The 21004-nt window shown below is 75.0% G+C and carries 24 protein-coding genes; 12 read left to right on the forward strand and 12 right to left on the reverse strand.

The window, feature by feature from the left end:
* A partial coding sequence (locus tag VKZ81_RS04635) for a LacI family DNA-binding transcriptional regulator (protein ID WP_324240144.1) occupies positions 1–961 on the forward strand: 961 nt, incomplete at its 5' end.
* Here the strand turns inward: VKZ81_RS04635 and VKZ81_RS04640 are convergent.
* From VKZ81_RS04640 to VKZ81_RS04655, 4 genes are all read right to left on the reverse strand, one after another.
* Positions 958–1113, reverse strand: a complete 156-nt coding sequence (locus tag VKZ81_RS04640; protein WP_324240145.1) for a hypothetical protein — start codon at positions 1111–1113, stop codon at positions 958–960. The genes VKZ81_RS04635 and VKZ81_RS04640 overlap by 4 nt on opposite strands.
* A gap of 318 nt (positions 1114–1431) precedes the next feature.
* Positions 1432–2352, reverse strand: coding sequence for an LLM class F420-dependent oxidoreductase (locus tag VKZ81_RS04645; RefSeq protein ID WP_324240146.1), 921 nt, complete (start codon positions 2350–2352; stop codon positions 1432–1434).
* Between the two features lie 63 nt (positions 2353–2415).
* Positions 2416–3075, reverse strand: a complete 660-nt coding sequence (locus VKZ81_RS04650; RefSeq protein WP_324240147.1) for a spermine/spermidine synthase domain-containing protein — start codon at positions 3073–3075, stop codon at positions 2416–2418.
* Positions 3072–4136 carry a methyltransferase domain-containing protein gene (locus VKZ81_RS04655; RefSeq protein ID WP_324240148.1) on the reverse strand — a complete coding sequence of 355 codons (1065 nt, stop codon included), beginning with the start codon at positions 4134–4136 and terminating at the stop codon, positions 3072–3074. The genes VKZ81_RS04650 and VKZ81_RS04655 overlap by 4 nt, the downstream gene beginning before the upstream one ends.
* A 97-nt stretch (positions 4137–4233) precedes the next feature.
* On the opposite strand from VKZ81_RS04655, the gene VKZ81_RS04660 reads away from it, so the two are divergent.
* Genes VKZ81_RS04660 through VKZ81_RS04695 form a run of 8 tightly spaced genes read left to right on the forward strand, consistent with a single transcriptional unit; the run spans position 4234 to position 11123 of the window.
* Positions 4234–5457, forward strand: coding sequence for an ABC transporter substrate-binding protein (locus tag VKZ81_RS04660; protein ID WP_324240149.1), 1224 nt, complete (start codon positions 4234–4236; stop codon positions 5455–5457).
* Positions 5454–6404 carry a carbohydrate ABC transporter permease gene (locus VKZ81_RS04665; protein ID WP_324240150.1) on the forward strand — a complete coding sequence of 317 codons (951 nt, stop codon included), beginning with the start codon at positions 5454–5456 and terminating at the stop codon, positions 6402–6404. Before VKZ81_RS04660 ends, VKZ81_RS04665 begins: the two co-directional genes overlap by 4 nt.
* Positions 6401–7222 carry a carbohydrate ABC transporter permease gene (locus VKZ81_RS04670; RefSeq protein WP_324240151.1) on the forward strand — a complete coding sequence of 274 codons (822 nt, stop codon included), beginning with the start codon at positions 6401–6403 and terminating at the stop codon, positions 7220–7222. Before VKZ81_RS04665 ends, VKZ81_RS04670 begins: the two co-directional genes overlap by 4 nt.
* 11 nt (positions 7223–7233) lie before the next feature.
* Positions 7234–8124 carry a dihydrodipicolinate synthase family protein gene (locus tag VKZ81_RS04675; RefSeq protein WP_324240152.1) on the forward strand — a complete coding sequence of 297 codons (891 nt, stop codon included), beginning with the start codon at positions 7234–7236 and terminating at the stop codon, positions 8122–8124.
* The gene (locus VKZ81_RS04680; RefSeq protein WP_324240153.1) at positions 8117–8815 is read left to right on the forward strand and encodes a FadR/GntR family transcriptional regulator; all 699 of its coding nucleotides are present in this window, start codon (positions 8117–8119) and stop codon (positions 8813–8815) included. The genes VKZ81_RS04675 and VKZ81_RS04680 overlap by 8 nt, the downstream gene beginning before the upstream one ends.
* A 4-nt stretch (positions 8816–8819) precedes the next feature.
* On the forward strand, positions 8820–9779 hold the full coding sequence (locus VKZ81_RS04685; RefSeq protein ID WP_324240154.1) for a dihydrodipicolinate synthase family protein: 960 nt from the start codon (positions 8820–8822) through the stop codon (positions 9777–9779).
* A gap of 28 nt (positions 9780–9807) precedes the next feature.
* On the forward strand, positions 9808–10602 hold the full coding sequence (locus tag VKZ81_RS04690) for an AraC family transcriptional regulator (protein ID WP_324240155.1): 795 nt from the start codon (positions 9808–9810) through the stop codon (positions 10600–10602).
* Positions 10603–10658: 56 nt separating this feature from the next.
* Positions 10659–11123 (forward strand): nuclear transport factor 2 family protein, encoded by a 465-nt coding sequence (locus VKZ81_RS04695; protein ID WP_324240156.1) that lies wholly within the window; start codon positions 10659–10661, stop codon positions 11121–11123.
* A 426-nt stretch (positions 11124–11549) separates the two neighbouring features.
* Here the strand turns inward: VKZ81_RS04695 and VKZ81_RS04700 are convergent, their stop codons facing one another.
* Genes VKZ81_RS04700 through VKZ81_RS04715 form a run of 4 tightly spaced genes read right to left on the reverse strand, consistent with a single transcriptional unit; the run spans position 11550 to position 14669 of the window.
* Positions 11550–12491 carry a VWA domain-containing protein gene (locus VKZ81_RS04700; RefSeq protein ID WP_324240157.1) on the reverse strand — a complete coding sequence of 314 codons (942 nt, stop codon included), beginning with the start codon at positions 12489–12491 and terminating at the stop codon, positions 11550–11552.
* Positions 12488–13441 carry a DUF58 domain-containing protein gene (locus VKZ81_RS04705; RefSeq protein WP_324240158.1) on the reverse strand — a complete coding sequence of 318 codons (954 nt, stop codon included), beginning with the start codon at positions 13439–13441 and terminating at the stop codon, positions 12488–12490. Before VKZ81_RS04705 ends, VKZ81_RS04700 begins: the two co-directional genes overlap by 4 nt.
* Complete coding sequence (locus VKZ81_RS04710; RefSeq protein WP_324240159.1) at positions 13438–14448, reverse strand: AAA family ATPase; 1011 nt, start codon at positions 14446–14448, stop codon at positions 13438–13440. Before VKZ81_RS04710 ends, VKZ81_RS04705 begins: the two co-directional genes overlap by 4 nt.
* The gene (locus VKZ81_RS04715; protein WP_324240160.1) at positions 14445–14669 is read right to left on the reverse strand and encodes a hypothetical protein; all 225 of its coding nucleotides are present in this window, start codon (positions 14667–14669) and stop codon (positions 14445–14447) included. Before VKZ81_RS04715 ends, VKZ81_RS04710 begins: the two co-directional genes overlap by 4 nt.
* 205 nt (positions 14670–14874) lie before the next feature.
* Here VKZ81_RS04715 and VKZ81_RS04720 point away from each other — a divergent pair, with 205 nt between their 5' ends.
* Both VKZ81_RS04720 and VKZ81_RS04725 read left to right on the forward strand, forming a co-directional pair.
* Positions 14875–15570, forward strand: coding sequence for a response regulator transcription factor (locus VKZ81_RS04720; protein ID WP_324240161.1), 696 nt, complete (start codon positions 14875–14877; stop codon positions 15568–15570).
* A gap of 55 nt (positions 15571–15625) precedes the next feature.
* Entirely contained in the window at positions 15626–16867 is a 1242-nt protein-coding gene (locus tag VKZ81_RS04725) for a sensor histidine kinase (protein ID WP_324240162.1), read from the forward strand.
* 9 nt (positions 16868–16876) lie between these two features.
* On the opposite strand, the gene VKZ81_RS04730 is transcribed toward VKZ81_RS04725, so the two are convergent.
* Positions 16877–17434: a CGNR zinc finger domain-containing protein gene (locus tag VKZ81_RS04730; RefSeq protein ID WP_324240163.1), complete on the reverse strand. Its 558-nt coding sequence runs from the start codon at positions 17432–17434 to the stop codon at positions 16877–16879.
* A gap of 82 nt (positions 17435–17516) precedes the next feature.
* Here VKZ81_RS04730 and VKZ81_RS04735 point away from each other — a divergent pair, with 82 nt between their 5' ends.
* A complete protein-coding gene (locus VKZ81_RS04735) occupies positions 17517–18659 on the forward strand; it encodes an MFS transporter (protein WP_324240164.1) in 1143 nt (380 codons plus the stop codon).
* 38 nt (positions 18660–18697) lie between these two features.
* Here VKZ81_RS04735 and VKZ81_RS04740 read toward each other — a convergent pair whose 3' ends face one another.
* The 3 genes from VKZ81_RS04740 to VKZ81_RS04750 all read right to left on the reverse strand — a co-directional run bounded on the left by VKZ81_RS04740 (position 18698) and on the right by VKZ81_RS04750 (position 20943).
* Positions 18698–19294, reverse strand: coding sequence for a dihydrofolate reductase family protein (locus tag VKZ81_RS04740; RefSeq protein WP_324240165.1), 597 nt, complete (start codon positions 19292–19294; stop codon positions 18698–18700).
* 30 nt (positions 19295–19324) lie between these two features.
* Complete coding sequence (locus tag VKZ81_RS04745) at positions 19325–20275, reverse strand: NAD-dependent epimerase/dehydratase family protein (RefSeq protein ID WP_324240166.1); 951 nt, start codon at positions 20273–20275, stop codon at positions 19325–19327.
* A 110-nt stretch (positions 20276–20385) separates the two neighbouring features.
* Complete coding sequence (locus VKZ81_RS04750) at positions 20386–20943, reverse strand: dTDP-4-dehydrorhamnose 3,5-epimerase family protein (protein ID WP_324240167.1); 558 nt, start codon at positions 20941–20943, stop codon at positions 20386–20388.
* Positions 20944–21004 lie beyond the last annotated feature (61 nt).

Consider the following 21004-nt stretch of genomic DNA (forward strand, 5'->3'; position numbering starts at 1 on the left):
CGTCAGCGCCCGCACGCGGCGGCTGGTGGAGGCCGAGGCCGAGCGGATCGGCTACGTGCCCAACACGCTCGCGCGCTCGCTGGTGCTCGGCTCGGCGATGACGCTCGGCCTGGTGATCACCACCCCGTCCAACCCGTTCTACGCGCAGCTGATCCACGGCGTGGAGGTGCAGGGCCGCAAGCACGGCTACTCGATGCTGCTGCTCGTCACCGACGAGTCGGAGGAGATCGAGCGGCGGGCGGTGGAGTCGCTGCTGCGGGCCGCCGTCGACGGCGTGCTCGCGGTGCCGGTGCAGGGCGGGTCCGACCCGTGGCCGCGGCTCGCCACCGCCGGGATCCCGCTCGTGCTGGTCAACCGCGACCTGCCGCCGGGCAAGCACGACTTCGTCGGCATCGACTACGAGCAGGGCGCCTACGACGCCACCGTCCACGCGATCCAGGCCGGCGCGCGGCGGATCTGGATGCTCGAGGAGGACCTGCCGATCACCACGATCGCGGGCCGCGTCGCCGGGTTCCGGCGGGCCATGGCCGAGGCCGGTCTTCCGGTGCCCGACGAGGCGGTGCGGTCCGTGCCGACCCGCCGCCACGAGTCCGCGGCGCTGCCGTGGCAGCCGCAGGAGTCCTACGTCGTGGCGCAGGAGATCGTCGACCACGCCGAGCGGCCCGACGCCGTGCTGGTCGGCAACGACTACTTCGCGCTCGGGCTCTACCGGGCCCTGGCCGAGCGCGGGCTGCGCGTGCCCGACGACATGCTCGTGCTCGGCTACGGCGACTTCCCGTTCTCCGGGTTCCTCACCCCGCCGCTCACGAGCGTGCGGCTGCCCGCCTACGAGGTGGGTGCCTCGGCGGTCGACCTGCTCGTCGAACGGGTGCGCGACCGGTCGGCCGCGCCCGCGCAGAAGCGGCTGCTGCGGCCCGACCTCGTGGTGCGCCCGTCCTCGACGCTGGTCGCTCGTAGCTAGCGGTACTCGGCGAGGATCTCGTCGACGTCGTCGAGCCCGCGCCACTCGTCGAGGAGGAACTCGTAGACCTGGGTCTCGGTCATCTCCGGGAACTCCTCGGTCATCGTGCTGACGACGCGGTCGGCCTCCTCCCGGGAGAGGCCGCGGGTCAACGCCTCGCTCAGGTACCGCCGGCGGACGGCGAGGGGGCGGCCCCGCCGGCCTCTCGCCCGGGCAGGCCTTCACGCCACTGCGCGATCTCGTCCGATCTCGCCGCCGCCCAGCCCGGTGCCCCGTCGACCTCGACGTCGGGTTCGGGGAACGGCTGGGCGAGCCGGCCGGGTAGCGGGAGCGCCACTTGTGCACGGCGTGCCGGCTCACCCCGACGGCCTCGGCGATGCCGAGGACGCCGAGGTAGCGCTCCGTCGTGGCGAAAACCTTGTCTCTTGCGTGGACAAGGATCCCGCCTGCCGTCAACGAGCGGCCCGACCTCATCGCATGAGCTCGACGACCGGCTCGAACGCCTCGTAGTACGGATCGTGCACCGTGACGTAGGAGAAGCCGTAGCGCTCCCGGGACGCGCGCAGCTGCTCGGCCATCTGCTCGTGCGTGCCGATCAGCAGGTACGGGGTCTCGAGGATCTCCTCGGCGGTCATCCGGCCGCTGAAGCGGGCGACGAGGTCCTCGGCCGCGGAGCGCCGGTCGAGGGTGGGCACGACCATCTGCACGAGCAGGTGCCACTCGATGTCGTCGGCCCGCTCGCCCGCCTGCTCGCGGACGAACCGCACGCGCTCGTCGGCCTCCGCCGCCGTGCCGAGCCGGAACGTGCCCGGCGGCTCTCCGCGCACCTGGTAGGCGCCCGCGACCCCGACGATGTCGGCGTGCCGGGCCGCGACCGACAGCACCCGGTCGCCGGTGCCGCCGACGATCAGCGGCGGGCCCGAGCCGCCGAACCCGCTGCGCTGCACCGGGACCGGGGAGTGCCCGCCGGGCAGCGCCGCGAGGTCGGTGGCGAAGTAGCGGCGCAGCTCGGTGATCGTCTCCTCCAGCCGGCGGGCCCGCGCGCCGAACGGCTCCCACGGGATGCCCGCGGTGTCGAACTCGTGCTTCATGTGCCCCGCGCCCAACCCCAGCTCCAGTCGGCCGCCGGAGAGGACGTCGACCGACGCGGCCTCCCTCGCCAGCAGCGCGGGGTTCCAGAACGGCGCGTTCAGCACGAGCGTGCCGACCCGCAGCCGCTCGGTGGCGTCCGCCGCGGCCTGCAGGACGGGGAACGGCGCGGGCGCGCCGAGGTGGTCGGGGGCGAACACGGTGTCGAACCCCGCGCGCTCCGCCCGCCGGCAGCGCTCCTGGAGCGCGTCGCGCGACGGGATCCCGAAGACGTTGAAGGAGAACCGGAACTCGCCAGCCACGCCCGAGCACCCTGCCGCGGCGGCCGGGCCCGGGCAAGGAGGTTCGCCCTCGGCTGATCTTGTTCACCCCTGGCGAGGTCCGATGCCCAGCACGACGACGTCCGGCGCGCCGCGCTCGACCGGCACCTCGAGCGTGGTGACCTCGGCGAACAGCCCGCCCATCCGCGCCGCGAGCGCGGGGGAGGGGGCGGCGCACCACACCGCCAGCACGCCGCCGGGCGCGAGCGCGCGGGCGGCCGCGGCGAGGCCGGAGTCGGTGTAGAGGCGGGCGTTGGCCGGGCTGACGAGCCAGTCCGGCCCGTTGTCGGTGTCGAGGCAGATCGCCTCGAGCGATGCCGGGGTGGCGGCCGCGATCGTGTCGACCACGTCCCCCTCGTGCACCCTGACCCGCGGGTCGGCGAGCGCGTCGCCGTGCAGCGCGGCGAGCGGGCCGCGGTTCCAGCGGATCACCGCGGCCTCGCGCTCCACCACGTCGACCGCGCTCACCGCCGGGTGCTCGAGCGCCGCGGCGAGCGAGAACCCGACCCCGAGCCCGCCGATGAGCACGCGCCCCGGCGCGGGCATGCGGTCGGCCGTGGCGGTGACGAGCAGCCGTTCCGACCGCCCACCGCGGGTGTCCATGAGGAAGACCCCGTTGGCGACGATCTCGTGGTGCTCGCCGTCGCGGCGCAGCACCAGCTCGCCCGCGAGGCCGGTGGTGCGTTCGACGACCTCAGCGGTCACGGCTCGTCCCTCCGGCAGACGTACGTGCAGTTCTGCGGGCGCGGAGTGGCGTACACCCGCACGTCGGTGAACCCCGCGGCGGCGAGCATCTCGCGGGCCCGCTCCCGGCCCCACACCGCCCCGAGCCCAGTGTCGCCGGTCGCGAGCGCGGTGGGCACGCAGAACAGCAGGCTGGTGCCGTAGGCCAACGGAGCGTGCGGGTCGCCGGCGTTGTTCTCGAGCCGGCTGGAGAAGTTCGTGTCGACCATGACGAAGACGCCGTCCGGGGCGAGCGCGTCGTGGATCCTGCGCAGCACGTCCTGCGGCGCGGCCTGGTCGTGGATCGCGTCGAACGCGCAGATCACGTCGTAGGGCTCGGCGGGGGAGAGGTCGGCGGCGTCGGCCACGGCGAACGCGGCGTTGGTCAGGCCCAGCTCGGCGCGCTCGGCCCCGGCCTCGGCGATCGTGTCGACGGCGATGTCGAGCCCTTCGAACCGGGAGGCGGGGAACTCCCGCGCCAGCACGTTCACGGCGTGGCCGGTGCCGCAGCCGAGGTCGAGGACGCGCGCGCCCGCGCGCAGGCGCTCGAGCAGACCCGGCACGGGGGCGAGGAAGCCGTCGACGAGGTGCTCGTCGTACACGTGGCGCCAGGTCTCGCCGAGCCCGCCCACCGAGGCCGCGGCGTACTCGGCGATCGGGACGCCACCGCCCTCGCGGAAGCAGCGCTCGACCTGCGGCAGCACCGACCCGAGCGTGCCCAGGCTGTTGGCGACGGGGCCGACGTTGTGCGCGGTGGCGCCGGTGAGGAACGCGGCGTGCGCAGCGGGCAGCGCGTACCGCTCGTCGGCCGGGTCGTACTCGACGATCCCGCCGGTCACCATCCCGCCCAGCCACTCGCGCACGTACCGCTCGTGCAGCCCGGCCCGCTCGGCGAGCTCCGCGCTGGTGGCGGGCCCGCGCGCGGCGGCCTCGAACAGCCCGGTGCGGTGGCCGATGCCGATCAGCATCGTGAGCACGCCCCCGGTGAGCACCCCCAGCAGGTGCTCGCCGAAGGGGCGGGTGCGATCCGGGTCGGGGTCCACGGCACCGAGTCTTCCAGCCGCCGCGCGAGGGGGCCGCGTTGACAGAGATTAGATATCTAACCTATTTTCGCCCGGGACTAGGACAAGGAGGTCGGACATGCGGACAGTCCTGAGAGCCACCGTGGCGATGGCTGCCGCCGCCCTCGCGGCGGCCGGCTGCGCGGGCGGCGGTGGCGAGACCGGTGGGGGCGAGGCCGCGGAACCGCTCACCGTCTGGCAGTACTACGGCGACGAGTCGATGCCGACCGGCAAGCCGTTCTACGACCTCGTCGCCCGCTACGAGCAGCAGACCGGCACCGACGTCGAGATCCGCTTCATCCCGTTCGACGACTTCAACCGCACCCTGACCCAGGCCGCGGCGGCGGGCGACGGCCCGGACGTCGCCCTGATCAACGCGTTCGACACCGCCGCCATGGCCGAGGCCGGCGTGATCGAGGACCTGACCGACCGGGTGCAGGAGTGGGGCGAGCAGGGCCACTACTTCCCGACCGGCTGGGAGACCACGCAGGTCGACGGGCGCACCTACGGGATCCCGCACCTCGCCGACGCCTACGCCGTCTACTACAACACCGAGATGGTGCAGGAGCCGCCCACGACGTGGGCCGAGATGGAGTCCACCGCGGCGGCGCTCGCCGCCGAGGGCCGCGCCGGGCTCGCGGTGAGCGGCATCGAGGGCGCCGAGGGCGCCACCGGCCTCCTCATCCGGATGCTCGCGGCGGGTGCCCAGCCGACGGAGATCGACAGTCCCGGCGGGCACGCCGCGCTCGCGTCGTTCCAGCGGATGGTCGACAGCGGCGCGCTCTCACAGGGCTTCCTCACCTGGACCGAGGACGACGCGAAGAACCAGTTCGCCACCGGCCAGGCCGCCATGATGATCAACTCGGCGACCTATGTGAACATCCTGCGCGAGGAGAACCCCGATCTGCAGTGGAGCGTGGCCGTGCTGCCGTCGGAGACGACCGGGCAGACCATGCTGTCGGCGGAGAACCTGACGATCGGGGCCACCAGCGACGACCCCGACCGGGCGTGGGACCTCATCAGCTTCATGCAGCGCCCCGAGGAGCTGCAGACCTACCTGCCGGACCGCAACAAGCTGCCCGCGCGCGACGACGTGCCGGGCACGGCCGAGGACCCGGTCCGCGCCGTCTTCGCCGAGCAGCTGCAGCAGGCGTGGGCGCCCGACGCCGCGCTCGCACCCCACAACACCGAGGTGCTGACCGCGCTGCAGGGCGCGCTTCAGCAGACGATCAGCGGCACCCCCGTCGCCGACGCCGCCCGCACCGCGCAGGCCGCGATCGACGAGGCGCTCGGGACGTCATGACCGTGATCGAGGCCGACGCGGTGCGCGAACGGCCCCGCACGCCCGCCCCGGCCCCGCGGCCGCAGCGGGCCGCGGGGGCCGGAGCCGACGGGCTGTTCCTGCTGCCCGCGGTGCTGTTCGTCGCCGTCACGGTGGTCTACCCGCTGGTGTACAGCGTGCTGCAGGCGTTCCAGGACGTCGGGCTGCGCGAGGTCATCCGGGGCGGCGCCGACTGGGTGGGCCTGGCCAACTTCGCCGACCAGTTCGGCCGCCCCGAGTTCTGGCAGGCGCTGTGGCTGTCGCTGGTCTACACCGTCGGCACCGTCGCGCTGAGCTACGCGGGCGGGCTCGCGCTCGCGCTGCTGTTCCTGCGCGAGTTCCCCGGTCGCAACCTCATGCGGGCGCTGCTGCTGCTCGCCTGGATCCTGCCGACCGTCGTGGGCGCGAACCTGTGGCGCTGGATGCTCGACGGCTCCTACGGGCTGCTCAACGCGGCACTGCGCGGCCTCGGCCTCATCGAGGGCGACGTCTTCTGGCTCGGCCAGCCCGGGTCCGCGCTGTTCTCGGTCGTCCTGGCCACGGCGTGGAGCTTCGCGCCGTTCGCGATGATCCTGCTGGTCGCCGGGCTGCAGAGCGTGCCGGCGGTGCTGTACGAGGCAGCCCGCATCGACGGCGCGTCGGCCTGGCAGCAGTTCCGGCACATCACGCTGCCCGCGCTGCGGCCCGTCAGCATCACCGTGATGCTGTTGATCTTCATCTTCGCCTTCAAGACCTTCGACACCATCTACCTGATGACCAGGGGCGGCCCGGGCGGGGCGACGCTCACGCTGCCGCTCTACGCCTTCCAGGAGGCCTTCGAGTTCCGCCGCTACGACACCGCGGCGGTGGCCACCACCGTGATGCTGGTCGTGCCGCTGGTGCTGTCGATCTTCTACTTCCGGTCGCTGCGCAGGGAGGAGGCGGCATGACCCGGGAGCGGATCCGGCTCGGCGTCGGCGTCGCCGTCACGGCGGTCTACCTGCTGCCCGTCTACTGGATGCTGGTCACCTCGTTCAAGCAGCAGGCCGACGTGTTCGCGCGACCGCCCGCGCTCGTGCCGATGCCGCCGACCACCAGCGCCTACCGCAATGCCGTCCTCGGCGACCCGGACATCGCCCGGGGCCTGCTCAACACGTTCGTCATCGCGACCGGCACCACGCTGCTCACGCTGGTCGTGGCCGTCCCGGCCGCGTACGCGCTCGCCCGGTTGCGCGTCCGGTGGGTCACGCCCGCCCTGCTGCTGTTCCTCGCCGTGCAGATGATCCCGGCGGTCAACCTGGCCCTGCCGATGTTCGTGCTGTTCGGGCGGGTCGGGCTGGTCAACACCTACCTCGGGCTGATCGTCGCGAACTGCTCGCTGTCGATCCCGCTGGCCATCACGATCATGCGGCCGTACTTCCTGTCGGTGCCCGGCGAGGTCCTCGAGGCCGCCCGTGTGGACGGCTGCACGACGTTCGGCGCGTTCCTCCGCGTGGCGCTGCCCGTCAGCGTCCCCGGGTTGATCACGATGTCGGTCGTCAGCTTCCTCGGCGCGTGGGGCGAGTTCGTGTTCGGCCTCGCGCTCGCCACCGGTGAGGAGCTGCAACCGATCAGCGTGGTGATCGCGAAGCTCACCAACGCGTTCGGCACCCGGTGGAACGAGCTGATGGCGGTGTCCGCGGTGGTGGCCGTGCCCGTGATCGTGCTGTTCGTGCTGCTCCAGCGTTACATCGTGGCCGGTCTGACCGACGGTGCCACCAAGGGTTAGGAAGGACTTGCATGCTCGAGATCTGGGCCGCCACCCCGACGCCGTTCACCGCCGACGGCAAGCTCGCCCTCGACGTCGTCGCGGCGCAGGCCGCGCACCTGCACGCGGCGGGGGTGGCCGGGGTGTTCGTCGGCGGGACCACCGGCGAGTTCGCGGCCATGGACACCGCCGAGCGGCAGTCGCTCGTGGAGGCGTGGCAGGACGCCCGCCCGGCCGGCCTCAAGCTGGGTGTGCACGTGGGCCACACCGACCTCGCGCAGGCGCAGCAGCTCGCGGCGCACGCCGAGTCCTGCGGGGCCGACCTGGTCGGCGCCGTCGGGCCGTACTACGGCGACGCGCCCACGCTCGACGAGCTGGTGGCGCACCTGGCCGAGATCGCCGCCGCCGCGCCGGCCACGCCGTTCGGCTTCTACCACATCCCGAGCATGACCGGGTCGCACCACCGGCCGTCCGAGGTGGTCGCGGCGCTCGCCGCGGCCGCGCCGACGACCGCCGCGGTGAAGTTCACCGACGGCGACCTGCTGGAGTTCGACCTGACCCGCTCCGCCACCCCGGGGCTCGCCGCCTACTTCGGGCGCGACGAGCTGCTGCCCGCCGCCCTCGCCTTCGGCGCCGAGAGGGTGATCGGCACCCTCTACGCCGTGATGGCGCCGCTCGCCCACGCCGTCGCGGCGGCCTTCGAGCGCGGGGAGCCCGCGGAGGCCTACCGGCTGCACGAGCCGTTCCGGCAGGTGGCGCGCGCGGCCGGCACCGGCGGCGGGCTCGGGTTCCTCAAGGCTTTCCTCAACCGGCTCGGCCCGGACAGCGGGCCCGCACGGTCGCCGTACCGCCGCCCGGACGACGCCGCCGTCGACGAGCTCGCCGCGGTTGTACGGGCGGCGTTGGAGGGGGTCGATGGCTGAGAAGCGCAACCCCATCTACCTCGAGGCGCAGGCGCGGCTGCGCGACTTCATCACCGAGGCCGGCCTGCAGCCGGGGGATCGGCTGCCGCCGGAGGCCGCGCTCGCCGAACGTCTCGGGGTGAGCCGGCTGTCGCTGCGCGAGGCGACCCGCAGCCTGCAGACCCTCGGCGTCATCGAGGCCCGCCACGGCAACGGCCTGTTCGTCTCGGCGTTCTCCTTCCGCCCGTTGATCGAACAGCTGCCCTACGGGCTCGCCGCCGCGGGCACCGGCCTGGAGGAGATCCTCACCGCGCGCGAGGCGATGGAGGTCGGGCTGATGCCGGCCGTCGCTCGGCTGAACCCGCAGGTCGAGCTGGCCGAGTGCGCTCGGCTGGCCGACGAGATGACCGCGTTGGAGGAGCGGGGCGAGCCGATCACCGAGGTCGACAAGCGGTTCCACCTGCTGCTGTACCGGGCGCTGCGCAACCCGCTCGTCGACAACCTCATCGAGGTCTTCTGGGAGCTGTTCACCCGGCTCGGCGACTCGATCCCGGTGCCGCCCGAGGGCGGGCGCGGCGCGGTCCACCTGGGGATCATCCGGGCGCTGCAGTCCGGCGACCCGTCGGAGAGCATCGCGGCGATGCAGCAGCACTTCGACGACATCCGGGCGCGCGCGGCCCTGCTGCGCGCCCCGGCGGAGGACGCGGGCTGAGGTGGTGCGGCCGCTGACCGCCTCCACGCTGCGCGGGGTGTGGGCCACCGCGCTGCTGCCGATCCGCGACGACGAGACCATCGACTTCGACCGGCTGGCCACCGCCCTGGACCGCGTGCTCGCCTCCGGCGTGCACGGCGTCTACACCAACGGCACCGCCGGGGAGTTCCACACGCTCACCGACGCCGAGTACGACCGGCTGCACGAGCTCGTGGCGCAGCGGTGCGCGGCGGCGGGCGTGCCGTTCCAGCTCGGGGCGGGCCACCCCAGCGGCCAGCTGTCGCTGCAGCGGATCGCCCGCGCCGCCGCGCTGCGGCCGTCCGCGATCCAGGTGGTGCTGCCGGACTGGCTGCCGCTCGGGCCGGACGAGGTGCTCGCCGCCGTCGCGCGGATGGCCGAGGTGGCCGACGGCGTGCCGTTGGTCCTCTACAACCCGCCGTGCGCCAAGACCCAGGTTCCCCCGGAGCTTCACGGCAGGCTCGCCGCCGAGGTGCCCGCGCTGATCGGCGTCAAGGTGCCCGGCGGGGACGACGACTGGTACCGGCGGATGGCCGACGCCGTCGGCGGGCGCCTGGCGATCTTCGTGGCCGGCCACACGCTCGCCTCCGGGTACGCCCGCGGCGCGGCCGGCGCCTACTCCAACGTGGCCTGCCTGAGCCCGTCCGGCGCCGCCCGCTGGTACGCGCAGATCACCACCGACCTCGCGGCGGCGCTCGCGTTCGAGCGGCGGCTGCGCGGGTTCCTCGACACCCGCATCGCCCCGCTCGCCCGCGCCGGCTACAGCGACCCGGCGCTGGACAAGGCGCTCGGCGCCATCGGCGGGTGGGCCCCGATCGGCACCCGGGTGCGCTGGCCGCACCGCTGGGTGCCGGAGGAGCGGATCCCCGCGCTGCGCGCCGCGGCCCGGGAGGCGGTGCCCGAGCTGTTCTGCGGCCTCACACCCGCCGAGCACGGCAGCTGGTAGGACCTGCGGCGTGGGTTCTCACCGCACCGTGAGGAGCATCATCGAATGGCCGGGGATGCGCTCGGAGTACTGCTGGCTGCCGCCGCAGGACGAGCCGACCGTCACCCGTCCCCACCAGCTCGGGATCTCGTTCTCCGCGCACCGCGCCCAGGAGTGGGAGTCCGGCGGCCGCGCCGTGCGCGCCGACATCCCCGCGGGCGCGGCGTTCGTCACCGGCGAGGAAGCCATCACCTGGGGCGGCGTGTCGACCCCGACCGAGGCGCTGGAGATCTACCCCGATCCCGCGCTCGTGCGTCGCCACGCCGGCGGCGCCGTGCAGGTCGAGGGCGCCCACTGCGTGCGGGACGGCGTGCTGTTCGGGATGGCGACCCTGGTCAAGCGGGCGCACGTCGTCGGGGGAGGGCTGACCGACATCGAGGCCAGCACGCTGGCCCACCGCCTCGTCGCCCACATGCTGCGCAACCACGCCCGCAGCGCCGCCGTCCCGCGGGCCCGCGCGGTCGGCGTGCTGGACCGGCGGACCGTCGAGCGGGTCACCGATTACGTCGACGCCGACCTCGCCGGCCCGATCACCCTCGACCGGATGGCCGACGTCGCCGCGCTCAGCCCGTACCACTTCGCGCGGGCGTTCAAGGCGACCACCGGCCTCGCCCCGCACCGGTTCGTCACCGCGCGCCGGCTGGAGGCGGCCAAGGCTGCGCTGCTCACGTCGAAGGCGAGCGTCGTGGACGTGGCCCACTCGGTGGGGTTCGCCAACGTGAGCCACTTCCGGCGGCTGTTCCGCCGCGAGTTCGGGGTGGCACCGGGCGAGCTGCGCCGCTGAGCGACCGCAAGATCGGACCCTCCCGGAGCGGGCGAACCTCGGGCAGTCTTCCGCCCGTGGTAGCTCACGACGATCCCGCGGCGGTACTCACCCGCCTCCTGCACGCCATCGACGACCTCGATTGGGACGGCGTCCGCGCCTGCCTCGCCGACCAGGTGCGCACCGACTACACCGAGCTGTTCGGCGGTGAGCCGGAGACCCTGCCCGCCGACGACCTCGTCGAGCGGTGGAAGGGCCTCGTGCCCGGCTTCGACGCCACCCAGCACATGACCGGCCCGTGCCTGGTCGAGGAGCGCGACGGTGGCCTCGTGGTGCAGACGCACGTGCGCGCCTACCACCGGCTCGGCGACGAAGTGTGGGGTGTGCACGGGCACTACGTGGTGCCGCTGGAGCGCACGGACGCGGGCTGGCGGATCGCCGGCATCACGCTGCGGATGTTCTACCAGGAGGGCGACAAGGACCTCCCCGGCCGCGCCGCCGAGCGGGCGGGGCGGTCCCCGCGGGTGGCGAGGGCGTCGTAGCGCTCGGCCGGCCCTGCGTTGCCTCCCGGTGGCGCCGCGAAGTGAGCGGCCCCTCCGGGCAGGCTTCGCAGGGCAGGCCGGGACCTGCCCGGTCGGGCGCGGCGCCGCCGGCAGCGGGTGCTCACCGGTGCGGCGCGTTCTCGGGTGGCGTTGAGTGCTTCCCTCTCCGCCGATCTGCTGATCATGCGCGCACGGTCCGGGCGAGCACCCGCCGGGTTGTGCGGAACCTGGCCGGTGTTCGGGGCGTCCATCGGGCGTCGGCCGCCGCCGGCGGGGCTGATCCTGGCGATGGCTCCAGCGGGTTCCGCGGGACCCGCCGCGCCGCTGGTCCGGCTCAGCGCGCTGGTGAGGCCCGCCGTCGGGATGGCGGACCGGGCGGGGCGTTCACGCCCGAGTGGGCCGGTAGGTAGGTTCCCCGCCTCGCCGTCACGGCAGCCGGGAGAACCAGGCCAGCGACCCGGCCGCCGCGCCGAGGGCCGCGAGCAGCGCGAAGGCGAGCACGGCGTCGGTGACCTCGCGTTCCTCGGTGCGGTACCCGATCGACGAGCCGATGTCGGCGTACACCTGCTCCAGCTCGGCGGCCGTCTCCGCCCGGTAGGCGAGGCCGCCGCTGCCCTCGGCGAGCCGGGCGAGCGCCTCGACGTCGGCGGGCACGCGCACGGTGTCGCCGTCGATCGTCGCGGTGCCGGCCGGGGTGCCGTAGGCGATCGTCGACACCGGGATCCCGGCCGCTGCGGCCTCGCGCGCGGCGGCGGGGATCGGGGTGCCGGTGGTGTTGGCGCCGTCGGACAGCAGGACGATGCGGGCGGGTGGCGGCTCGGGGCCGTCGTCGGCCGTGCGGACCGCCTCGATGGAGGCGAGCACCGCGTCGCCGATCGCGGTGCCGGACCCGAGGGAGATCCGGTCGAACGCGCGGGTCACCGCGGCCCGGTCGGGGGTCGGCGGCACGGGCACGGAGCTGCGGCCGTCGAACAGCACCAGCCCGACGGGGAACGCCTCGGGCAGCTCGGCGACGAACCGCCGGGCGGCGCCCACCGCGGCCTCGATCCGGGACGGGGCGACGTCGCGCGCGCCCATCGACAGCGACACGTCGACGGCCACGACGATCGTGGCCCGCTCCCGCGGCACCTGCACCTCCAGCACCGGCCGGGCCATGGCCAGTACGAGGGCGGTGACGGTCAGCAGGAACGCGATCGCGGGCACGTGGCGGCGCCAGCCCGGCTCGCGCGGCATCACCCGCTCCAACAGGGGGAGGGCGGCGAACCGGACGGCGTAGCGGCTGCGGCGGCGCTGCACCACGAGGTAGGCGACGATCAGGGCCGCCACCGCGGACAGCAGCGCGAGCCAGGCGGGGGCGAGGAACCTCATCGGACGCTCCGGCGGTGTCGGGCGGTGCGCCGGCGCACCGCGAGGAACCGGGCGACGTCACCGACCCAGTCGCGGTCGGTGCGCAGCACGACGTGGTCGGCGCCCGCGGTCCGCACGGCGGCCGCGGTGGCGGCGCGGTGCGCGGCGACGGCCTGCGCGTAGCGCTCGCGCAGCCTCCGGTCGCCGGTGTGGACACGGGTGGTCCGGCCGGACTCCGGGTCGACGAGCGTGAGCGGCCCGACGTCGGGCAGCACCGCCTCCCGTCGGTCGGTCACCTCGACCGCGATGACGTCGTGGCGGGCCGCGAGGCGCCGCAGGGGGACGACCCAGGTCATCGGCTCGTCGGGGCTGCGCGGCAGCAGGTCCGAGACCACCACCCGCAGCCCCGGCCTGCGGTGCTCGCGGTGCATCCGCTCCAGCGCGGCGGCGAGGTCGAGGCCTCGCCCCGCCCCCTGCGGGGCGCGGGGCGAGGTGAGCAGCTCGCGCAGGAGCTGGTGGGCCGCCCGCCGGCCGGGGCGGGCCGGGAACGTCCGCGGCACCGGCCCGCCGACGAGGTGGACGCCGAGCCGGTTGCCGGGCCGGTCGGTCAGCGCGAGCACCGCCGCCACCACCGCGACGGCGAGGTCGCGCTTCTCCATCACGGCGGTGCCGAAGTCCATGCTCGCCGACGCGTCGACGAGCACCCACGTCGTGAGGTCCGGTTCGGCGATGCTCGCGCGGACGTGGGGCTCACCGGCCCGGGCCGTGACGTTCCAGTCCATGCGCCGCACGTCGTCCTGCGCGGGTTGGTAGGGCCGGACGTCGTCGAGCTCGGTGCCGGGCCCGGTCCGCCGCCCGAGCCGGTCGCCGTGCAGCAGACCGTCGAGGCGGCGGCGGATGGCGAGCTCCTGGCCCCGCAGCGCGCGCTCGGCGGCCGCGAGGTCCAGGCGCGCGGTATCCGGGCGGGTCACGCCGCCTCGTCCTGGGTCGGGGTGACCCGCGGGGCGGGCACCGCGCCGAGGACCCGGGCCACCAGCGCCCGCGGCGGCACGCCGTCGACCAGCGCGTCGTAGGACAGCACCAGCCGGTGGGCGAGCACGTCGGGGGCGACGTCGGTGATGTCGCCGGGCAGGACGTAGGTGCGGCCGCGCAGCAGCGCGAGCGCCCGGGCGGCGGCGACCAGCCCGAGCGTGGCGCGCGGGCTCACGCCGAACTGCAGCGCCGCCGCCACGTCCGCAAGCCCGTACGCCGCCGGGTCGCGGGTGGCGAGCACCAGCCGCACCGCGTACTCGGCGCTGGCGTGGTGGACGAACACGCGGTCGGCCGCGCGCTGCAGCGCGAGGACGCGCTCCGGGTCGAGCACCCGCGTCGGCGCCGGCGGATCGACGCCCATCCGCCCGAGGATCGTGAGTTCCTCGACGCCGGACGGGTACCCCATGTCGATCTTGAGCAGGAAGCGGTCCCGCTGCGCCTCGGGCAGCTCGTAGACCCCGTCGGACTCGATGGGGTTCTGCGTGGCGAGCACGAGGAACGGCGACGGCAGCGGGTGGCTCTGCCCGCCGATCGTCACCTGCCGCTCGGCCATCGCCTCGAGCAGCGCCGACTGCACCTTCGCCGGGGCACGGTTGATCTCGTCGGCGAGCACGACGGTGGCGAAGACCGGCCCGAGCTCGACGTCGAAGGTCTCGCTCGACGGGCGCCAGATCCGGGTGCCGACGATGTCGCCGGGCACGAGGTCGGGCGTGAACTGCACGCGGGAGAACGTCCCGCCGGTCACGGTGGCGAGCGTGCGGACGGCCAGGGTCTTCGCGACCCCGGGCACGCCCTCGAGCAGGCAGTGGCCCCGCGCGAGCAGGGCCACCACCATCCGCTCGAGCGCGTGGTCCTGCCCGACCACCACGCGCTTGACCTCGAACAGCGCCTTCTCGAGCAGGGCCGTCGCATTCAGGGCGGGTTCGGCCGGGACGGCCTGGCTCACAGCCGGATCGCGGCGTTCGCGGCACCGCCGGTGGCACCCCGCGGGCAGTCGGGGTCCTGCACGTCCTGCGCGGGGCGCAGGCCGGCGGGCCCGCCCTGCTCGACGCCGACGGCGTTCGACGGGGCGCTCGGCGCCGGGTTCGCCGCGAGCGCCACGCCGCCGACGACGAGCGCCCCGGCGGTGAGCAGACCGGCGAGGACGATGCGTGCGGTTCTGGACACGGTGACCTCCGGTTGGGTTCGGGCCGGCCCGTCCCGCGCCACGGGGGGCACGCGCGGGCGGGCCGGCTGGGGGACCGGTGGCGAGGGGTGGACCACCGGATGGGTCGAAGCACACCAGGCGGGGGCGAAAACCTCGGGAAGCCCGACCGAAAGCGGACCGAAAAGGACGGCGCAGTGCGGGTCACGCAGTCGATAACGTCGCGGCATGCGGCTGCTGGTGGTCGAGGACGCACAGGACCTGGCGAGCGCGCTGAAGGTGGGGCTGGGCCGCGCGGGGTACGCGGTGGACGTCGCGCTCACGGGCGCGGAGGCCGTCGACAAGCTCGGTCTCGCCGCCTACGACCTGCTCGTGCTGGACCTCAACCTGCCCGACATGGACGGCTTCGCGCTCTGCCGCGGGGTGCGCGACGGCAGCATCACCGGGCCGAGCGGCACCGACCTGCGGATCCTCATGCTCACCGCGCGGGGCGAGCTCGCCGACCGCGTCCGCGGCCTCGACGAGGGCGCCGACGACTACCTGGTCAAGCCGTTCGCGCTGGCCGAGCTGCTGGCCAGAGCCCGCGCCCTGCTGCGCCGCGACAACGGCGGCGGCACCGCCGTCCTCACCGTCGGCGACCTGTCGCTCGACGACGGGCGCAGCACCGCCGCCCGCGGCGACCGCGAGCTGTCGCTCACCCGCAAGGAGTTCGCGGTGCTGCGCTACCTCATGCACCGGCCGGGCCACGTCGTGTCGGCCGAGGAGCTGCTCGAGCACGTCTGGGACGAGAACACCGACCCGTTCACCCAGACCGTGCGGGTCACGGTCGGCACGCTGCGGCGGAAGATCACCGGCGACGGGGAGGAACCGTTGATCGAGACCGTGATCGGGCGCGGCTACCGGCTGCGCGAGCCCGCCGGATGACGGCGCGGATGGCGGCGCGGATGGCGGCGCGGATGGCGGCGGGGATGGAGACGCGATGAGACCCCGACGGCCGGCGTGGACGCAGACGATCCGGTTCCGGCTCGCCGCCACCTACTCGCTCGTGCTGTTCGCGCTGGCCGCGCTCGTCGTCGGCGCGGTGTACGCGGTGGTGTCCGAGAGCGTCGACGCCGCGCCGCTCAACCCGATCACCGTGCAGAAGGTGAAGGAGGTCGGCGGGGAGCTGGTGCTCAAGGAGGGCGAGCAGTTCCAGGCCGCCGACCTCGCGAGCGTGCAGCAGGCGGTCAACCACAAGGCGCTGCTGCTCATGCGCGACGCCTCGGTGGGGGCGCTGGGTAGCCTGCTGGTGGCGAGCTTCGGCGTGGGCTGGTGGCTGTCGGGGCGGGTGCTGCGCCCGGTGCAGCGGGTCACGGCGGCCGCGCGGGAGATCAGCGCCACCGACCTCTCGCGCCGCATCGCCCTCGGCGGGCCCCGCGACGAGCTGCGCGACCTCGCCGACACCGTCGACGACATGCTCGCCCGGCTGGACCGCGCGTTCGCCGCGCAGCGGCAGATGATCGACGACGCGTCCCACGAGCTGCGCAACCCGCTCGCCGTCATCCAGATCAACCTCGACGCCGTGCTGTCGCGCGACGACGTCGACGCCGAGGAGCGGCAGCGGGCGAGCGCGGTGACGGCGCGGGCCACCCAGCGGATGGGCAGCCTCATCGAGGACCTGCTCGCCGCCGCCCGCCGGGCCGCGCCCGCGTTCACCGACACCGACGTGGACCTCGGGGCCGTCGCCGACGAGGCCGCGGACGGGTTCGCCCTGCTCGCCGACAGCGACGGCCTGCGCCTCGACCGCCGTATCACCCCGGGCCTCGGCGTGATCGGCGACGTCGACGCGCTGCGCCGGGCCGCCGACAACCTGCTGTCGAACGCGGTGCGGGTCTCGCCCCCGGGCGGCGAGATCGTGATCGCCACCGGGCGCACCGGCGGGTGGGCGTGGCTCGCCGTGCGCGACCACGGCCCGGGCATCGCGCCCGAGCACCAGGAGCGGGTGTTCGACCGGTTCTGGCGGGGGCCGGAGGGCACGCGCCGTCGCGACCGGGGCACCGGCCTCGGGCTCGCGATCGTCCGCCAGGTCGTGGAGAGCCACGGCGGCACGGTGGCGGTGCACAGCGCGCCGGGGCAGGGCGCCACGTTCGTGCTGTGGCTGCCGCTGCGCGGGGCAGGCGTCACCGAGCGTACCCACCGCCCGCCCGCGCAGGACCCGCTCGCCCCTCGGGTGTCCCCCTGACCAGGCGGCTCAGACGGCTGCCCGGCGGCGCGCCCGGTGGGCGGCGACGTTGACCCGGTTGCCGCACACCTCCGGCACGCAGTAGCGGCGGCGCCCGGACCGGCTGGTGTCGACGAACATGCCCGCGCAGGTCGGCGCGGCGCAGTGGCGGAACCGGTCGGGGCCCAGCGCGCGGAGCGTCGCGAGCAGCGCGGTGCCGGTGAGCAGGGCGAGCTCCTCGGCGATCGAGGCGGCGGGACGGGAGCGCACCAGCCACTGCAGCCGCCCCTCGGCGTCGGGGCGCAGGTCGAGGCCGCCCGCTGCGGTGGTGAGGGCGGCCGCGCCCGCGGCGTCGGGGTGCTCGAAGAGCGCGCGCAGCCTGCGCCGGAGGGTGTGCACGGCGGCGACGTCGGCGGCGGTGACATCGGCCGGGGCCGGCTCGCCCGCCGCGGGGCGCAGGCCGCGTTCGGCGAGGAAGCGGGCGAGCGCGGCGGCGTCGGGGATCAGCTCGCCCGGGCCGACCATCACCTCGGGGGCGGTGTTGACCAGGTCGGTGGCGACCGCCGCCCCGAACCTGTAATCGTCCAACAGGAGTTGCACCCCTTACCGCCTCTCCCGTACCGTGTAATGGGTGAAACCAGTCTACACCCCTGTACGGGTTCGCCCGGGCGTGGTGCTGGTCGGGTTGCTCGCGCTGGCGCTCAACCTGCGGACCGCACTGGCCGGGTACCCGCCGCTCATCGACGCCGTGCGCGCCGACCTCGGGTTCTCGGCGGGTGCCGCGGGGTTCGTGCAGACCGGCGCCGTGCTCATGATGGCCGCCGGGTCGCTCGCGGGCCCGGCCGCCGCGCGGCGCGGGGGCCCGGAGCGCGCGCTCGTCGGCGCGGTCGCCCTCGTCGCGCTCGGCAGCCTCGTGCGGGGCGTCCCCGCCGCGGGGCCGCTGGTGGCGGGCAGCCTGCTCGCCGGGTTCGGCATCGGCGTGGCCGGGGTGCTGCTCACCGGGGTGGTCAAGGAGCACCTCGCCGACCACGCGGGCACCGTCACCGGCGGGTACGTGGTCGCGATGATGATCCCGTCCACGGTCGCGAGCGCGGTGGCGGTGCCGCTCGCCGTGGCGGTGGGCGGCTGGTCGCTCGCGCTGGCCGTGTGGGCGGTGCCCGCGGTGATCGCCCTCGCCGCGTGGGTCCCCGTGGCGCGCCGGGTGGAGCGGCCCGCGCGGGCGGAGCGGACCCGGCTGCCGTGGCGCGACCCCTTCGCGCGGCTGGCGGCCGCTCACCAGTCCGCGGCGTCGCTCCTGGTGTACGGCTGGATGACGTGGCTCGCGCCCTACCTCACGAGCCGCGGGTGGAGCCCGGCCGACGCGGGCGTGGTCCTCGCGGTGTGGGCGGCCGCCCAGGTGCCCGGCGCGCTGGTGATCCCCGCGCTCGCCGAGCGGTCCGGGCGGTGGCGGCTGTGGTCGCTGGTCGCGCTCGCCACCATCGTGGTGGGCACCCTCGGCCTGCTGGTCGCGCCGCTGCCGCCGGTGGTCGGCCCGTGGCCGTGGGCCGTGCTCGTCGGGATCGGGTCGGGGGCGGGCTTCCCGCTCGGGCTGGCCGTGGTGGCCTGGCGCACCCCGGACGCCGCGGCCAGCGCCGCGACCAGCGGCATGGCCCTCGGCGTCGGCTACACCGTCGCCGGCACCGGCCCCTTCCTCATGGGGCTGTTGATCGACCTGACCGCGGGCTACGCCGCCGCCATCGGGGTGCTGGTCGTCGCGGCGGCCGTGCAGGCGGCCGCGATCGTCCGCATCGGTGACGGCAGGCGGGCCGCCTGAGGCGGCATCAGCCCGCCCCGTATCAGCGCCGCCCCGTATCAGCGCCGCACCGTGTAGTGCAGGTGCAGCACGCGGTCGCCCCGCACCACCTGGTCGGGGTCGTCCAGCAGCACCGTGCCGGCGTGGCCGCCGAAGAAACGCACGCCCTCCCCGAGCACCACCGGGACGACGTCCATAGCGACCTCGTCGACCAGCCCGGCCGAGAACGCCTGCCCGCCGACGTCGCCCGCGGCCACGTCGACGACCCCGTCACCCGCGAGCTCCGCCGCGAGCGCGATCCCCTCCTCGACCGAGCCGGCGGTGTGGAACGGCGCGTCCGGGTGCGCGGCGAGCCACTCCGGCGGCAGCGGCCGGTGGGTGACGACGACCAGCTGCTCGCCGGCGGCGGTCTTGCCGTCCCAGCCGTTGGTGGTGTCGAACAGGCGGCGGCCGATCACGGTGGCGTCGACGGCGTCCCAGCGCGGCTGGACGTGCTCGGCGGAGGCCCGCGAGACGCGGAACGTCCAGCCGCTCGGCCGCGCGACCAGCTCGGTGTCCCCGTTGAAGTACCAGTCGAACAGCGGGCCCACCGAGTGGTCGGGGCGGGCGATGTAGCCGTCCACCGACACGGCCGCCCCCATCACGACCCTGGCCATCGGTCTCCTCCTTTCGCAGGTCTCGGCGCGTCAGCGGTCGTGTGCCCGCAGCCAGGCGACGTAGTCGGCGACCGAGCGCTCGACGTCGTAGGCGGGCTCGAAACCGGTGTCGGCGGAGAGCCGGGTGATGTCGAGGTACGTGCCGGCGGGCCGGTCGGGGTTGCGCCCCTCCGGGAGGGTGATGCCCGCGCCGGGCACGGCGGCGTTGATCGCCGCGGCGACCTCGCCGTAGCGCACCGGCCGACCGCTCGAGACGTTGTAGGTCCGGTGGGTGAGCCGGTCCGCGCACACGAGCAGCGCGATCGCCCGGCCGCAGTCCTTCACGTAGCACAGGTCGGTGCGGTCGTCGGCGAACGCGGCGGGTCGGGGCGGGGTGAGGTCGGGGTCCTCGCCCCGTACCGCCGCGCTGACCAGGCGGGGCAGCGGCGTGAACGGGTTGTCGGGTGGGCCCAGCGGACCCCAGATGGTGCCGATCCGCAGGCCGACCGCCTCGAACCCGGCGTGCTCGCCGGCCAGCGCTGCGAACAGCTCCGCGGTCTTCTTGAACACCGGGATCTGGTGCGCCGCCACCGCGGGCAGCGCGGCGTCCTCGCGCAGCGGGACCTCGTCGACGCCCAGGTACACCGCGATGCTGCTGGCGACGCAGAAGCGCCGCACGCCCCACTTCGCCGCGGCCTCCAGGGCGTTGAGCAGGCCGACGGCGTCGGCGCGCAGGTACTCGACCGGGTCGGGCAGGTCGTAGCGGGCGGCCGCGAGGTGCACGACGGCGGTGATGTCGTGCCGCTTGCCGATGTCGAGGAAGGCCGCCCCGTCGGCGGTGTCCAGCGGCTCGACGACCACGCGGCCGTCCGGTTCGTCCGCCAGGAACTCCGGCAGCCGGCTGGAGCGGTGCGCGGTGAGCACCACCGGCTCGCCGAGGTCGAGCAGCGCGCGTGCGGTGTGCGAGCCGATGGATCCCAGCCCGCCGGTGACGAGTATCACGTTCCCCCCGGGTGCGTCGCGGGCGGGCCACCGCGGCCCGCCGTCGCCGCGACGCTAGGCGGCGGGCGGGCCACCGTTCTTGAACGGAACGGCCACCCGCCCGCCGGGGATCAGGACGTGGCCGCGGCCCCCAGCTGCCGCACCAGGTCGGCCCACGGCCGCCCCGCCTTGTCCTTCCCACTCATCACCGACACCGGCAGCGGCCAGTCGATGGCGAGGTCCGGGTCGTCGTAGCGCACCGTGACATCCTCGGTGGGGTCGTGCGGGGCGTCGATGCGGTAGCAGGTGTCGGCCTCGGTGAGGGCCTGGAAGCCGTGCAGGCAGCCGCGCGGGATGTAGATGCTCCGCATGGTCTCGTCGTCGAGCCGGAACGTCTCGACGCGGCCGAAGGTGGGCGAGCCGGGCCGGGCGTCCACGACGACGTCGAAGATGGCCCCGCGGGCACAGCGCACCAGTTTCGCCTCGCCGTGCCCGACCCGGCCGTGGAGTCCGCGCAGTCCGGCGCGTACCGTGCGCGACTGGGAGTCCTGCAGGAACGCGTGCGGGTCCACGCCAGCGCCTCGCGCCACGTCGGCGTCGAAGGTGCGGCTGAACCAGCCGCGTTCGTCGCGGTGCGGCGACGGCTCGAACACCAGGAGGCCGGCGATCCCGGTCTCTCGGACGTGCATGCTGCCTCCACCGGCGGGTGCTCACGACGTGCGTTCGATGTGCCTGGGTGACGTCCCCGGC

The organism is Pseudonocardia sp., assembly GCF_035305885.1.
Classification (GTDB): domain Bacteria; phylum Actinomycetota; class Actinomycetes; order Mycobacteriales; family Pseudonocardiaceae; genus Pseudonocardia.